This is a genomic window from [Phormidium] sp. LEGE 05292 (genome assembly GCF_015207735.1).
GTDB lineage: Bacteria > Cyanobacteriota > Cyanobacteriia > Cyanobacteriales > Aerosakkonemataceae > Floridanema.
Genome location: NZ_JADEWG010000157.1, coordinates 1 through 14,083 on the forward strand (window position 1 = coordinate 1; position 14,083 = coordinate 14,083).

Here is a 14,083-nt window from a genome sequence, read left to right on the forward strand (position 1 = left end):
TTAATAATAGAATTAAGCTCATTATTCGACAAAGCTATGGCTTTAAAAGCTTTGAATCTTTGCGAGAAAAGCTGTTAGCTTGTTTATTTAAATAAGATTTACTTATCCCCACAGGTACGGGAGAGCCATAATGTGGTTTCATTTGCAGTTAATGTGGTTTATATACCCCTCTTATTTGCAGTTAATGTGGTTTGAAAATTGACTTGTTTGCGGTTTGAAGCGTTTATGTTTGCAGTTCGCTACAGATACCAGCCTTGGTTAACTCTGCTGAAATAGCAGCTGTCAAACCAACTGCTTCGAGTGAAGAATGAACAGTTAATGTAATCCATGCAGCCACAAAGGAATAAGGAATGGAAAGCCGATCGGCTTCCTGTTTGCTAATAATTAATGTTGTCCCTTCTGCTTCCCAAAACAGTTCTGTTTCTCCAGTCATTTCTCGCTATCGACAAATTATTGTTGGTAATTGCTCGCTCGTCCGCTGAAACAGGGTTGTATCGTCCAATGCTTGCGATAAAATCAGCGAACCTTGAATTGCTATTGCGGCATCTTCCCCCCGCTGTTTGGCAAGTTGGGCATCCATACCCGACTCGATTAATACATTTGCCATCGCATCAATCCAACCCCGAAACAGTGCCTTTACTTTAGCGTGAAACACATCCCTAGCCGAACCAGACAACAAAATCGCAAACACGCAAGGTTGTTCGCCACCCTGATAGAGTTCGTTCAAGCGTAAGCACATTTGCCCCAACTTTGTCACCACATCCCCTTCACTCTCCAACGCAGGCAAAATATTCTCTCCTAACCATTTTTCCAGATAATCCAAAACTGTCTCGACCATCTCATCCTTCCCACCGGGAAAGTGATGGTAGAGACTAGCTTTACCCAGTCCTGTCGCTTCGGAAATCTTGGACAGCGTTGCACCATCGTAACCGTACTGGCGAAACAACCCCAACAAGCAAGGAATATAGGTTTCTTTTGGCATGGCTCAAAAATTAGAGATCGACTATTGACATTATATAGAACGTTCGGTACAGTATGACTGTACCGAATGAACGGTACAAAAAAAGAAGACATTCAAACAGCTACCAACTTGATACAAGTTATCAAGCTGGCTCAAAGTAAACCCTTAACTTTTGAACTTTTGCTCAGGAGAAATCGCAATGATTAAACTTTATGGTCATGAAATGTCGGGGAACAGTTACAAAGTTAGACTGTTTTTGGAATTGCTAAATCTGGAATACGAATGGGTAAAAGTTGACTTGATGAAAGGAGAACATAAGTCACCGGAATATCTAGCACTTAACCCTTTTGGACAAGTTCCTTTGTTAGTTGATAGTAATACTAAATTAGCAGATGCTCAAGCAATTTTGGTGTATTTAGCAAGACAGTATGGCGGCGAACAATGGTTGCCTTTGGATGCTTTATCGTTAGCACAAGTTGTTCGCTGGTTATCTACAACTGCTGGCGAAGTTCGTCAGGGACCGGAAAATGCTCGACTATATCATTTGTTTGGTGCGACTAGTATCAACATCGATCGCGCTCACCAAAAAACCGAACTTATTTTAACCCAACTTGACAAACATTTGAGTACCAGAACTTGGCTAGAATTCGAGCGCCCGACTATTGCTGATATTGCGGTTTTCCCATACATTGCGTTAGCACCCGATGGCAAGATTGATCTCGCACCTTATCCAAATGTTTTGGCTTGGATCGAGCGCATCAAACAACTCCCAGGCTACATCCCAATGGCAGGAATATAGAACCATTATAACGGTTGCAGCTAACAGTAATTAATTCAGAAAAAGTTGTCAAATATTGAGGGAATTTATCATGTCAAAGCTCGGAATTTTAGGCACTGGTAGAATGGGCATTCGTTTAGCAAAGATGTTGGCTGAAGTAGGACAACAAGTAATTTTGGGTTCGCGCAATATTGACCGAGCGACTAAGATTGTGCAAGGATTGGGAATACCGAATTTAACAGCAGGCAATTATGAAGATGCTGCTAATGCTGATGTGATTGTTTTTGGGTGAAACTTGGGCATTCGGACAACACGATAAGTTAGCACCATTAATTGCTGGTAATACTGCTGGTTAATCAAATTAGCGATCGCTTCAACAGCACAATACAAAACTGATAATTGAGGAGGACATTATGCCACGCAAATTTGGAGAAATTGCTTTCACTTCTGAAGTGTTAGCAGCGCAGTCAGAACGAGGTTCAAGACAAACTTATGAGAAGTATATCGCCAATGGGCCTGCTAATGATGTAATTACCCCAAAGATTGCCGAATTTATTAGTCAAATTGATGGCTTTTATTTGGGAACTGTTAGTTCTAACGGCTATCCTTATATTCAGTTTCGTGGTGGCGCACCTGGTTTCTTGAAAGTTTTGGATGAAAAAACTTTGGGCTTTGCTGACTTTTCGGGAAACGTGCAATATATTACAATTGGCAATTTATCTGGTAATGATAAAGCCTTTATGTTTTTGATGAATTACCGTCATCGTCAACGAATAAAAATTTGGGGGAGAGCCGAATATATTGAAAGTGATTCGGTTTTAATTGAACAGTTAAGAGTTCCTGATTATCCAGCCGAAATTGAACGGGCAATTATTTTTCATGTTGAAGCAATTAGCGAAAATTGTCCCCAACATATTCCGATTCGTTATTCTGAGACTGAAGTAGCAGCAATGATGGCTCCTTTACAAGCAAGAATTACCCAATTGGAACAACAATTAGCTAATTTTAATTAACAATTTTTCTCTGTACTTATTGACTGGAGATATTAACTGTGGAAACTAAACCTCCTTTACCACCATTTACTTTAGAAACTGCTAAAGCTAAGGTACAAGCTGCGGAAGATGCTTGGAATAGTCGTGACCCAGAGCGTGTTTCTTTAGCTTATACTGAAGATTCAGTTTGGCGAAATCGCTCGGAGTTTTTTAGCGGACGAGATAAGATTCGAGAATTTTTAACTCGCAAGTGGAATACGGAATTAGATTATCGACTGAAGAAGGAACTTTGGAGTTTTACCGATAATCGGATTTCTGTGAAATTTGAGTATGAGTATCATAACGATTCTGGTCAATGGTTTCGTGCTTATGGTAACGAACAGTGGGAGTTTGCTTCTAATGGTTTGATGCAACGACGAGAAGCCAGTATTAACGATGTGCCAATTTTAGAGTCAGAACGTAAGTTTCGTTAGAAAACGGTTAAAATCCCAAGGCTAGAAAACCACCATCGACTGCAATGCACTCTAGCTATCGCTCTCATTTTCAATCTGAGGACAAGTATTGTTAACCTTTAGCTCAGATATTTGAAGGGACAAAATTTGCAGACTTCCTTGAACACAGATTAATCGCAAACCATCAATTTTCTCAGGTGGGATGCGATGCCGATATTTACACAAAAAGATGCCATTCAAATCAACAACAAGTTCGGTTTCTTGAACCGTGATTGTTAATGTAAAATCATGACCTAATCCCATCTCTTGTGGTAAGGAAAGTCTCTCTTCCACACCCCAATGTCCAATATGGGTGTTTTGTACAATTTGTCCTTCAGATAAGCGAGGATTAAAGTGATAGGCGAAGTCTTGTCCTGCCATCAAGTTCAAGGAGAAGGAAGGACTTTGGGAGATAGCAACAATCTTCACCGTGACACCAAAACCTAGTTGTATAGCCTGCCACCACACCTCTTGGTTAGCTTGAAGGGTAGTTGGCATGACTGGAGTTGTCTGGTGAGCTATTCCCTCACGGGAGACTCTTAAAATTGGTTGGGAACGTTCTTCTGTGATTGATGCCGAGAGAGATGAGCTAGACGGACGCACTCTCACATAACCTTTTTTTAGCTTCTCATTGATTTTCTTGTGAGCTTCTGCCTGAGCTTTTTGGAGATTGCTGTAGGTGCTGCGATTGGTTTGTCCTATAGTACCAATGCGTCCATAGCGAATTATGACATCAAAGGCGTTAACCGTGACTTCATAGAATTTGTGGGAATGGTCGTCGGAAAGTTCTAAGTAAACTGTATTAGGCTCTATGGAAGGATTAGCACAGAGGGACGCTTCCGAGCGTGTCCCAATTTTAACAAATGCGCCCCCACTCATGAACAAACTGCCATCCTCCTGTACAAGCAGCGTTTCCGTGAAGGAATCGGTTATCCAAGCCAGTAAAACCGATCGACCATCGGGTAAGATAGTGTACTGACCTCGACGCTCGGTGCTTAACAATCGATAAGAACCATTTGATTCAAATAAATAACAGTATTTATCCTTGTGCAGCCAGATTGAACGGATCAGTTTCTCCTTTAGATTATTTTCTGGCTCTGTTGTGAATGGAGGTGAGGAATTGTTAGACATAGAGTACTTACAGCTTTTATTGATGATAATTATCGTCGGCTTTTTGGCATCGAAAGATCCATACACCAACCACTTCATCTAAAGTCTGTTGAGAAATCGAGCCACATTTCGTTGCCAGTGTTCTTTATCAACTGTAACCAGCAAGCTATGACCTGTGTTGGGGAAAATAGTTAGTTGCTTGGAACCGCGCAAATTTTGAAAGATTCGATCGATCTCCGCTAAAGTAGTCCACTTATCAAGTCTGCCATGCAATAACAAAGCAGGACATTGAACTTGCTTGGCATAAGTTACTGGATTATGCGTAAAACCATTGAATCTATGCTGAATACTGCCCCAGAAGACAATCATCTCTGCCATTGGAAATCTAGGAACTCCGAGCGCTTTCAATCGATTTCTCACTGCATCTAATAGTTGTGCAAAGGGAAGTTCCAGAATTACCGCATCAGGATTAACTTTTTCCTGAGCTACTGCTGTTAGGATCGCCGCACTTCCCATTGATATACCATAGAGAACCAATGGACGCTGAAAATTTGCGCCTTGGGCATAACTTAGTGCTAAAACCACATCTTTTGCTTCCCGTATCCCTAGCGTTGAGGTATTGCCGCTAGAGCCTCCTACACCTCGAAAATCAATCAGCAAGGTGTCATAACCCAAACGATGAAATACCTCGGTCGGGGCTAAAAGTTGTTTAGCTTTACTACTTGCATGACCGGGGAATAGCAGAACAGTGCCACGGGATAGGGAACTTTGAGCCGGAATTAACCAGATTTCTAGCCACTCATTCTGATTAATGGGGATACGTCGCGTGACATATTCGAGTCCTACATCACTAGGGAATTTAGAATTAGTAGGTTTAGGAAGTCCTAATCTCCAATGACCAGGAGTACTAAAGTGTGTTAGAGCATAAGCACTAAGGTAAGACAAAACATTAACAGATAAGAAAACAACCAGTACAATTTGGAAAACAAGCTTTCTTGTTTTTCTTCCCAATCTAAAAAACCTCAATGACTGCATTCATGCCTCCCGTTACCAACCCTACTCAATTGCCTAAATGATTTTTCTGGTAAATTATTCAAACTTCGGGTCGCAAATTTCGTAGCAGATAATGCAGCTGCTCATGTGGCATCAGCCACCGGATTGGGAGTATCCGAAGCTCAATGCTTTGCTTACCTCCAGTAGAGAATTTGTGCTTGTGGGAAGCGGCGAGCGATCACTTGCTCAAAAAAGCGACGTAGAGTATTCATGGTGTTTTTATCATAGACATACTTGATGCCACCAAACTTGTTCCGTTTGATGACTCGTCCTGCTTAATCCTCCTAAACGGGCGGCAACTGAGGCGGTTCCTCCCTCCATCCGAGTAGAAATGGGAGCAGCGTTTACACTAACTCGACAGCGGGTATGTCCGTTGTGGGCTAACTCTAATAATGGCTCAACTGCATCAAATTTAGACACCCAGCGCAGATAACCATCTTCACGAGTGCCAAAGTAGCGAATGCACTCGGATGGTAAACTAATTACTATGTTTAATCCTTAGATTTTTTGACATTGCCGTTTCATCAAAATGCGATCGTTTCTATAAGCCTCCAAGGTACCTCGATTGGGAGAATCTAAAGTTCCATCCCATACCCAATACTGGTAAGTGCCATTACGGAACTTATACACCGTAACAACTTCAGTTGCCTGTTTTGTGCCCCGCTCAATTTTCATGTTCCCACTTGAACTTTGAGAGCGATACATTAGCCCTCCAGTGCTCCCATTTTTCCACACTTGGACATTGTATCCACCTTGGCAATGCAAATTCAAGATTAAATCTGCTGTTGAGTCGGCCAACACTAGTCGGCAAGGAATGCCCGACAGACAAATAGATACTGCGATTGGTAATCTCAACAGTTTTAATAAAGACTTCATATTTTGTTGATACTCTGTTAATTTCTCTATTTTAAAGTGTTATCAACCGAGCGCAGAGATTGGAGAAGTGCGATCGCCTTCAGTAGATTTGCAAAACACTTAATCTTCCCAGCAACAACAGCACCCAAACTGGACATACCGAGTAATTTCCTCTGTTAATTAATCCTACTTGGAGAGACACTGAAGAATTAAAATTCTGTTGCCTGACTCCCCTGTTTCAGTTCAGGAAATATCAGTTTTCTAGTTGTTGAGTGCTATTGTTAGTTAACCGAATCGACTTTAGATGAAACAGCTTTTTTCCTCCTTAATTCCATAGTGGACTTTAGCTGTAATCTCTATCTGATGAAGCCTTTTAGCTTCACTTATTAACTTACCATTTCCTTTTACCTCTGCTGCAAGATGATAAATAACTTTACGTTTGAAAGCAGGGAAATTCATCATTTTAAATAGCTATTCCGATAGTTTTGCTTTGCCATCAACTGTACTTATGTTTGGGTTAATCGGTTAATTGGTGGGAATTCTGGGACAGCGATCGCACAGACAATAAGGGATTGATGGCAGCTAAGTTCATTTGTTCTGTTTTGGCTGTTGTTCCTGATATTCCTTAGCTGTCTTGCTGACAATGTAGGCAACCAAATTAGCTAGAGGTCGTTCTTCCTTGAGCGCCCAATCAACAAGAATTTCGTAAACCTCCTGGGATACCGTAATCGTAATCCTTGGTTTAGCCATCAAATCGTCTAATCTCTCTTTTTGTACTTCCAGCATCAATCATACTCTCCAACTGACTTGCGGCGATTTATCTCTGCTAATCACTGCATTTAGCATCTATTCGCTGCGAATAGTGATATACTACCACTCAGGTCATGAGAAACCTGTCAGCAGGCGATCTATGAGGCGAAGGTGGCTTAATGACGCTGGGTTTTGAAACCGCAGGTATCCGCAGCTTGTGGAACATCGACTCCAACCAAGCAGCCCTAAACTCAGTGGTGCGATCGGTGCGTTGGCGTAGCCTGTGCGTAGCGCGTATCGCCCACTTCTATGAACACAACTTTATGCCCCTAAAATCCAGCGAGGAATTAACTTATCAGTAAACCAAAAACTTTTTCCCAAAGAGCGATCGCTAATCAAGCTTACGTACTTTAAAGTACTATATATTACTAAATATATAATTAATGCTTATAGTGCTGTGAAAGGTTTCAAAAAATGAAATGATGAGAGTGGTCTGTAGCATATTGGCTTAAAAATTTGACGACTCCATCAGAAGAAATGGCAATAACCGATTCAGAAACCCTTGAAGAGGTTATTAAGTGCTTAATAGAAAATTTTTCTATTGAAACTCAAGGAGTATGTGACCAACAGACTTTGTTTGAGATTCTGACCTATGCTGCCAGCAATAGAGATAGTATTGAGAACATTGCTAAATTATTAAACAATGTTCCTACAGCCAATGATATTAGATATCATCTCAATAAAATCAATAATTTTGAAGAATTAGAGGCACAAGTTAATCTGGCATTGAAAAGCCGAATTCCTTTAGGATTAAAAAAAGTTGTTTAAAAATAGCGATTGATTTAAATTTAATTTGTTATTATGGTAAGCCAACATCAGAGGAATTAGAGTACATATATCGAAGTCAAGCAACATCCGGTACTCATTCATTTTACGCCTATGCAACTTTATATGTAATTACCAAAAATAAGCGTGTAACTCTTGCTATTAGAGGAGTTCGCCAACTAGATACCAGTGTCGCTATCATTACTTATTTATTAGCAGAACTTGATTCTCTTCAAATAAATGTAAAGAAACTCTACTTAGATAGAGGTTTTTTTAATACTCCCGTAATTAGATGGTTGCAGGCATTAGATATTCCCTTTCTTATGCTAGCATTGAAATAATAAATAATAGGATTTTGTCTAAAGAATGGTTTAATTCAATTGGTAATAAATGTATTAACTCAAGTTGCTAGTTACCCAAAGTGCGATCGCATTTCGAGAAAAAGACAAAAAGAAGCGCAGCAACTAAGCCTACCTAAGTTGCTTATCAGGGAAAGCTCCCACCAGCTTATTAGGTAGAATAGAAAAGGGTAGGATTTGTAAGTGTGCCAGGGTTTATATAAAGGCTTTTTTAAAAGTTATAGCCAAGATAAAACAGGTTATTTTTATTAAAAACCCTGAAAAAGTAACGGCATGGATAGATTTAGGAAAAAGACGAGTAATCTCACTAAAAACAGTCTCAATTCGATGCCGAGTAGCTTGTTTGTAAAAGTTTATCCAAGGGGGGTCTGCCCGATGCGAATTCTTCTTTCTTAATGCTTTTAAATCAATTTAATCAATCAATAGGAGAGCATCTTCTGCTTGATAATCAGTGTAGGCTGAATCAGCATAAACTTCACTTAATGGTGGGAGATTCAGGAGCAGAGCATTTAACCCACGCACATCATTAGCCGCTCCGGGTAAAAAGACAAATTCTACGGGAATTCCATCAGATGTACTAAGCAATTGCACCCTAATTCTATAAAAATATCGCTTTTTAGAAGCAATATAACCGCGATAATCTTCGGAACGGAGTAAGCGAGATTTAGAAATACGAATATTATCACAAACTGCTACAGGAAAGGAGTCTAGGAGATATTCTACATCAGAATTCGTTGCTTTGAGAAGCATACCAATTTGATGGAATAGGTCGTACATTAATTCCGATAAAGCGTGTAATTTCCGGCAAAACCTCGACTTATCTAACATTTGAGGAATTAAACCACTTTTCCACAGATAAAGTCTGGCATGAGCTTGATTACCATGAAAAAATAAAGCGGCCACCAATGCAGTAGTTAAAACTTCCGCATCACTCATTAGTCGCCTTCTATCATCTTGGTGATTAATCGCTTCCTTGTAGGTCATCAGTGATAGCATAAATAGCAATAATTTCGTTAATCATTTCCCCTCACAATTTCTCATTTAAGGGGATTTTATTCTATAGCCGACCCTGATACGAAAAATGCTCAAAAAATTCAAATATGAGAGTTAGTGCTGCCTCATCTCAGGGAAGCGATCGCACGACGCGGGAAAGTAACCTTATGTCTAGGCTGATGCAAATCAGCGTTATAGCCTCAATTAGTTTGACGCAAGTTTTATGTCGTTAATTGAGGGGAGATGAAGTTAAATTAATTAAACTTTTTTCGGGCTACCAACTGTCGCCCTTACAGTTGGCGGCATCTTGAACTTTCGGGATGAAGTGCAAAAAAGCCAACGCTAAAATTTAATGGGAATATGTTCGCGATAACATTACGCGAACAAAATGCTCTTATTTTGATGTACTGGGCGGCGTGGATTCTGGTTGAGACTCTTCATATAAACTCAACCAACTTTCATAAAGAGAAGACATGTTCAGGGGGCGACAAGCGCCCCCAAACCAAGACAGGTAAAGGGTTTCCTGGCGTAAACCCGGTGAAAAAATTCCTGGCTTATTGACAACAGACTCTTCGTAGAGAAAAAAGTCCCAAATTGTGATAAATCAGGAAAGGTCTAGTTAATTTCACAAGACCCATTCAAAATGATGGCATCATTTTATCAGAAATACCTGGAAAGATATCTGAAGCCAGCACAGTTAATCACGTTGAAGATGTTGGTATGGTTGTTGCAATCTCAAAAGCAAGTAAGAATCGAAAGACTGGCAGCAACCTTGCCATTACCGATTCTAGAAAATAGCCGTCGTCGTCATATTCAACGGTTTTTAGCACTAAGCAAATTAAGCGTATTGGCGCTGTGGTTTCCGATTATTAAAGAAGTGATATCCCGGCAAATTAAGCCAGGAAGTCAACTAATTATCGCCTTGGATAGAACCCAATGGAAGGAAAATAATGTTTTGATGGTGAGTGCGATTCATCAAAAAAGAGCTTTTCCCCTATTTTGGATGTTGTTAGATAAAAAAGGAGCCTGTAACTTCACTGAACAAAAACAAGTATTACGTCCAGTTATCCGATTATTAAGCAAGTATAAATTAGTGATTATTGGGGATAGAGAGTTTCCGAGTATAGAACTAGCGCAATGGTTACATCGTCAGGATTTGGGCTTCGTACTTCGGCAAAAATGCACCACAACTTTTCGCTCCTATAGACAGAAGTTTCAACCTTTAAGTACTATCCCAATTCAACCAGGTATTCATTTATTCTACGAGCATATTAGTTTGACGCAAAAGAAGGGTTTCAATCGGTTTAATTTAGCTGTTTCTTGGAAAAGAAGATATAAAAGTAAACAAGAATCAGAACCTTGGTATTTATTGACTAATCTCCCGGATTTAAAAAGCGCGATTCGTGTTTATAGTCAACGTTATGGCATCGAAGCCATGTTTAAAGATTGTAAAACAGGTGGTTATAACCTTGAAGACTCTCAAGCATCACCTGAGAGATTAATTAACTTAATTTTATTAATTGCTTTAGCAATGACTTCCGCCTGGTTGCCGGGTAAAAAAACTAAGCTACAAGGACAAGAAAAATATGTTTGTCGTCTGACAGAAACAGGTAGGACTAGAAGAAGACATAGCAATTTTTGGATTGGTCTTTATGGGCAAAATTGGCTAATCGCTTTGGGTCTTCCGGCATCATGGGGTAAAATGTAGTGTTAACTACATTTTACCCCATGATGCCGGAAGACCCATTTTCACTTCCCACCGAATACCTCTACCAATTCTTTCAGCTTTTCTCGCGGTAGCATTACAGCCCCATAAAACTAATAAGTCTGCCCACTCTGAAGCTAATTTCTTGGTGGCGGTGCCGATGTATGCTGCTAAAACTTCGCCATCATATTTTTTGATGTAGCAGACAGTATCGTTTAGATATTCAGTTTGCGCGTAGTCGTTGTCAGTAGTTTTGGGTGCAGGTTCAACTGTTGGTTGTTCAACTACTGGGGTAACGGGTTCCACATCAGGCCATTGGTCATCTTCGATCGCTTCTTCTTCTACTGGTACGGATTCACCTTTCACAATCACGAATGTTTTTGGTTGACGCACTGGTTTAAGTGCTGCCTTAAGTTCTTCCCAATTTACGCCAGACAAATCGATCACATTAAAGAAATCTTTTGCAGAAACTAGGGCTAATTCTTCTTCTGCCTCGCCTTCCTGCTGCATCTTCCACTCAGTCCATGCTGCTTCAAAGGATGCCAAATCAGGATAGTCGTCTGGTTCCGGTGGTTCTGTTGTGGTGGGTTGTAACAGATTTAGTTGCCCGTCTTCTTCTGCCTGATATTCCATTGGCTCAAAGTCGGCAGGGTTCCAGGGTTGTGCTTCTTCTGTTTGGTGAATTTCGGTCACAAAGTTGGAAAAAATTTCGGTGGGTTGACTAACTGCGGTGTAGGTTTGCGCCTCTAAAACCTTTGCTGGTGTGGATTCTAGGGCAGTGATCTGTGTTTCTGGTTTGCACTCAGTAGGGAATAAAGAAAGGATCTCTTTTTTAAGTTCTGCGATCGCTAATTCGGGCAGTTCAGTTAACAAGGTTTTGCAGTGGTCGATAAACTTGGAAACCTTAGCCTGATTAGCTTTTAAGGTTTTAGCATGACCCCGCAGTGCTTCGACTTTTGCAAGTAAGGCTTCTAGTTCGGACTGGGTTGAGTTTAGTTCGGTAGCGAATACTGTTAGCATCGTGATTACTCCTAAATAATTTTTCGGGGGTGTAGGGCGATCGGTGTTTTCCAGGCAGTCGATCGCCCTAGCTTTTTATCGGTCTGTTTCAACCTTAAATACATTCTACCCATTGTTAACAACCGAATCTAGCATTCAATGATTAGAATTTCTTATATTAAACCATTGTTAACAACCGACTAAGCTGCTATAAGATAGGTAGGAGAGGTTATAGATAAGGATATGGACAGAATGCCTAGAGACAGTAAAGGTCGCTTTGTTGAAATACCAAATAAATCTGTAAAACTATCACGTAGGGTCACTGGTGTTAGGTTGCCTGAAGAGATAGAGGAAATTTTACGCACGTTTCCAGATAGGCAAGAATTTTTGAAAGAGGTAATTACAAAAGCTGTTAAAGAACGAGTTGCTAGTTAAGAGAGCGATTGCTCGCTCACAAATGCTTTCCGAGAGAAAGTGAAAGCAGCAGGATAATCAAAATTTACCCACTGTAAAAGTTTTTGGTAATGGGTAATTGACAAACCTAATCATGTTAAATAGTGTCAAACTTATGAGCGTTATAGATTTAAAAACTCTCTACGAAGCCGACGGGGGGAAGTGGTTAGAATCTACTATAGAATTACTAAAAAAACGGCAGTTTGATTCACTTGATTTAGAAAATTTAATTGAGGAATTAGAAGAGTTGGGTAGAAGAGAAAAACGGGAAGTTTTTAGCCTTTTAAGAAACATTGTCGCCCATTTATTGTTGCTTCAATGTTGGTCAAGCGAAAGAGAATATAATACTAATCACTGGCGGTCAGAAATTTATAATTGGCGCGATGATTTAAACAGAGAACTTACTACTACTTTACGAAACTATTTAGAAGAAAATCTAGATTTGGTTTACCAACGTGCATTAGGCTCTATGAAGGACAAAACAGGTAATACTGTAAAATTTCCAGAAGAGCGACCAGGCGATTACACCCTAAAAAATCTACTTGATTTTGATTGGTTTCCTACACAAAACTAATAGCTGTTAGGGAAAGAGTTGCCAGTTAATTAGCACTCCTGATTGCTCGCCAATGCTTTACGAGAGAAAGTTAAACAAAATTACCCAGTGTAAAAAACTTTCAACAGATGAGCGTTATCGATTTAAAAACCCTCTACGAAACTGATGATTATGAATGGTTATCAGCCACTATAGAATTACTAAAAAATCGTCAGTTTAATGCTTTAGATTTAGAAAACTTAATTGAGGAGTTAGAAGACTTGGGGAGTGAAAAAAAAAATTCTGTAGTCAGTCTCTTAAATCTAATTATCAGACATTTATTATTGCTTGAGTACTGGACAAGTGAAAGAGAGCGCAACATAAATCATTGTCCAAGTGAGATTTATAGCTTTCGCAATTGACTAGACCAAACTCTGACAACAACTCTGCGAAACTATTTAGAAGAAAACTTAGACTCTATTTACAAGCGTGCGCTTGGCTATGTGAAATTACAGCGATTTGCGCTGTTATGAGGTACACCTAATATGGTGGTAATGGCTGTAAGGAATAACTTTGGTAATTGCTGAATGTACCTCATAACAGAGGGAACTGCTGTAAAAACCGGAAATACTGTTAATTTTCCTCTAGAATGTCCTTACACACTTGAGCAATTACTCGATCTAAGTTGGTTTCCCTTTCGATCTCCTCACACTGACTAACCTTCGAGGAAGTAAAAAGCCGTGCAGTCAGGGAACGAGTAGCTAACGCCGCATTAACAGTTCTTACCAACAAAAACTTGCGTTATAGGTGCGGGGGTTTGGGGGATACCCCCAACAAGCGGTGGTGGCGACTGATTATTCTACAAATGTAGAGATGTACATTCCGCCACTGCTTGCTCCACAGAGAACCAAGAATTTGTAGGGGAAAAAGTGGGGAAAACTAGCACAGTAGAAAATAGATATTTATGCTTATTCTCCCCTGATTTTCCCCCAAAATTCCCTTGGGGAAAAGAGGGGGAAAAAACAACTATGGCGAGGTAATGTAACGCATCATGCTAAAGAAAATCTGGGTCTTCCGGCATCATGGGGTAAAATGTAGTTAGCACTACATTTTACCCGAAAAGGACGATGGATTTTCATCTAGATACCTTATTAAACTTACCAAACGTTACAGTTTTCACTGCTTATGAAAAAGAAGGATTCTTCATTTTAAAATTAGAGTTGTTAA

General features: G+C 40.0%; 20 protein-coding genes and 1 pseudogene. 10 read left to right on the forward strand and 11 right to left on the reverse strand.

Annotated features, from left to right (window positions below; genetic code table 11):
* Nucleotides 1-223: 223 nt before the first annotated feature.
* Nucleotides 224-433 carry an ACT domain-containing protein gene (locus IQ264_RS27045; protein WP_193984767.1) on the reverse strand — a complete coding sequence of 70 codons (210 nt, stop codon included), beginning with the start codon at nucleotides 431-433 and terminating at the stop codon, nucleotides 224-226.
* Between the two features lie 6 nt (nucleotides 434-439).
* On the reverse strand, nucleotides 440-982 hold the full coding sequence (locus IQ264_RS27050) for a TetR/AcrR family transcriptional regulator (RefSeq protein ID WP_193984769.1): 543 nt from the start codon (nucleotides 980-982) through the stop codon (nucleotides 440-442).
* 178 nt (nucleotides 983-1,160) lie between these two features.
* Here IQ264_RS27050 and IQ264_RS27055 point away from each other — a divergent pair, with 178 nt between their 5' ends.
* The 4 genes from IQ264_RS27055 (at nucleotide 1,161) to IQ264_RS27070 (ending at nucleotide 3,204) form a co-directional block, all read left to right on the forward strand.
* Nucleotides 1,161-1,760 (forward strand): glutathione S-transferase family protein, encoded by a 600-nt coding sequence (locus tag IQ264_RS27055; protein WP_193984771.1) that lies wholly within the window; start codon nucleotides 1,161-1,163, stop codon nucleotides 1,758-1,760.
* Nucleotides 1,761-1,815: 55 nt separating this feature from the next.
* The gene (locus tag IQ264_RS27060) at nucleotides 1,816-2,031 is read left to right on the forward strand and encodes an NAD(P)-binding domain-containing protein (protein WP_228061850.1); all 216 of its coding nucleotides are present in this window, start codon (nucleotides 1,816-1,818) and stop codon (nucleotides 2,029-2,031) included.
* A gap of 121 nt (nucleotides 2,032-2,152) precedes the next feature.
* Nucleotides 2,153-2,752, forward strand: a complete 600-nt coding sequence (locus IQ264_RS27065; RefSeq protein ID WP_193984775.1) for a pyridoxamine 5'-phosphate oxidase family protein — start codon at nucleotides 2,153-2,155, stop codon at nucleotides 2,750-2,752.
* Between the two features lie 38 nt (nucleotides 2,753-2,790).
* On the forward strand, nucleotides 2,791-3,204 hold the full coding sequence (locus IQ264_RS27070; RefSeq protein WP_193984777.1) for a DUF1348 family protein: 414 nt from the start codon (nucleotides 2,791-2,793) through the stop codon (nucleotides 3,202-3,204).
* 51 nt (nucleotides 3,205-3,255) lie between these two features.
* Here IQ264_RS27070 and IQ264_RS27075 read toward each other — a convergent pair whose 3' ends face one another.
* From IQ264_RS27075 to IQ264_RS27095, 6 genes are all read right to left on the reverse strand, one after another.
* The gene (locus tag IQ264_RS27075; protein ID WP_193984779.1) at nucleotides 3,256-4,353 is read right to left on the reverse strand and encodes a WGR domain-containing protein; all 1,098 of its coding nucleotides are present in this window, start codon (nucleotides 4,351-4,353) and stop codon (nucleotides 3,256-3,258) included.
* A gap of 78 nt (nucleotides 4,354-4,431) precedes the next feature.
* Nucleotides 4,432-5,277: an alpha/beta hydrolase gene (locus tag IQ264_RS27080; RefSeq protein WP_228061851.1), complete on the reverse strand. Its 846-nt coding sequence runs from the start codon at nucleotides 5,275-5,277 to the stop codon at nucleotides 4,432-4,434.
* Nucleotides 5,278-5,519: 242 nt separating this feature from the next.
* On the reverse strand, nucleotides 5,520-5,597 hold the full coding sequence (locus IQ264_RS33945; RefSeq protein WP_413470373.1) for a hypothetical protein: 78 nt from the start codon (nucleotides 5,595-5,597) through the stop codon (nucleotides 5,520-5,522).
* 10 nt (nucleotides 5,598-5,607) lie between these two features.
* Entirely contained in the window at nucleotides 5,608-5,874 is a 267-nt protein-coding gene (locus IQ264_RS33225) for a spore photoproduct lyase family protein (RefSeq protein ID WP_413470374.1), read from the reverse strand.
* A 9-nt stretch (nucleotides 5,875-5,883) separates the two neighbouring features.
* On the reverse strand, nucleotides 5,884-6,261 hold the full coding sequence (locus IQ264_RS27090) for a hypothetical protein (RefSeq protein ID WP_193984783.1): 378 nt from the start codon (nucleotides 6,259-6,261) through the stop codon (nucleotides 5,884-5,886).
* A 567-nt stretch (nucleotides 6,262-6,828) separates the two neighbouring features.
* Nucleotides 6,829-7,026, reverse strand: a complete 198-nt coding sequence (locus IQ264_RS27095) for a ribbon-helix-helix domain-containing protein (RefSeq protein WP_193984785.1) — start codon at nucleotides 7,024-7,026, stop codon at nucleotides 6,829-6,831.
* Between the two features lie 143 nt (nucleotides 7,027-7,169).
* Between IQ264_RS27095 and IQ264_RS27100 the strand changes: the two genes are divergently transcribed.
* Complete coding sequence (locus IQ264_RS27100) at nucleotides 7,170-7,352, forward strand: hypothetical protein (RefSeq protein ID WP_193984787.1); 183 nt, start codon at nucleotides 7,170-7,172, stop codon at nucleotides 7,350-7,352.
* A gap of 154 nt (nucleotides 7,353-7,506) precedes the next feature.
* On the forward strand, nucleotides 7,507-7,818 hold the full coding sequence (locus IQ264_RS33230) for a hypothetical protein (protein WP_228061853.1): 312 nt from the start codon (nucleotides 7,507-7,509) through the stop codon (nucleotides 7,816-7,818).
* 551 nt (nucleotides 7,819-8,369) lie between these two features.
* Here IQ264_RS33230 and IQ264_RS27110 read toward each other — a convergent pair.
* Nucleotides 8,370-9,195, reverse strand: a pseudogene (locus IQ264_RS27110) (IS982 family transposase).
* Nucleotides 9,196-9,810: 615 nt separating this feature from the next.
* On the opposite strand from IQ264_RS27110, the gene IQ264_RS27115 reads away from it, so the two are divergent.
* Nucleotides 9,811-10,875, forward strand: coding sequence for an IS4 family transposase (locus IQ264_RS27115; RefSeq protein WP_193984789.1), 1,065 nt, complete (start codon nucleotides 9,811-9,813; stop codon nucleotides 10,873-10,875).
* A gap of 6 nt (nucleotides 10,876-10,881) precedes the next feature.
* On the opposite strand, the gene IQ264_RS27120 is transcribed toward IQ264_RS27115, so the two are convergent.
* Nucleotides 10,882-11,892 carry a hypothetical protein gene (locus IQ264_RS27120; protein ID WP_193984791.1) on the reverse strand — a complete coding sequence of 337 codons (1,011 nt, stop codon included), beginning with the start codon at nucleotides 11,890-11,892 and terminating at the stop codon, nucleotides 10,882-10,884.
* A 231-nt stretch (nucleotides 11,893-12,123) separates the two neighbouring features.
* On the opposite strand from IQ264_RS27120, the gene IQ264_RS27125 reads away from it, so the two are divergent.
* The 3 genes from IQ264_RS27125 to IQ264_RS27135 all read left to right on the forward strand — a co-directional run bounded on the left by IQ264_RS27125 (nucleotide 12,124) and on the right by IQ264_RS27135 (nucleotide 13,278).
* On the forward strand, nucleotides 12,124-12,306 hold the full coding sequence (locus IQ264_RS27125; protein ID WP_193984793.1) for a hypothetical protein: 183 nt from the start codon (nucleotides 12,124-12,126) through the stop codon (nucleotides 12,304-12,306).
* 133 nt (nucleotides 12,307-12,439) lie between these two features.
* The gene (locus IQ264_RS27130; protein ID WP_193984795.1) at nucleotides 12,440-12,898 is read left to right on the forward strand and encodes a DUF29 domain-containing protein; all 459 of its coding nucleotides are present in this window, start codon (nucleotides 12,440-12,442) and stop codon (nucleotides 12,896-12,898) included.
* A 107-nt stretch (nucleotides 12,899-13,005) separates the two neighbouring features.
* Nucleotides 13,006-13,278, forward strand: coding sequence for a DUF29 domain-containing protein (locus IQ264_RS27135; protein ID WP_228061854.1), 273 nt, complete (start codon nucleotides 13,006-13,008; stop codon nucleotides 13,276-13,278).
* Nucleotides 13,279-13,489: 211 nt separating this feature from the next.
* Here IQ264_RS27135 and IQ264_RS27140 read toward each other — a convergent pair whose 3' ends face one another.
* The gene (locus tag IQ264_RS27140; RefSeq protein WP_193984797.1) at nucleotides 13,490-13,648 is read right to left on the reverse strand and encodes a hypothetical protein; all 159 of its coding nucleotides are present in this window, start codon (nucleotides 13,646-13,648) and stop codon (nucleotides 13,490-13,492) included.
* Nucleotides 13,649-14,083 lie beyond the last annotated feature (435 nt).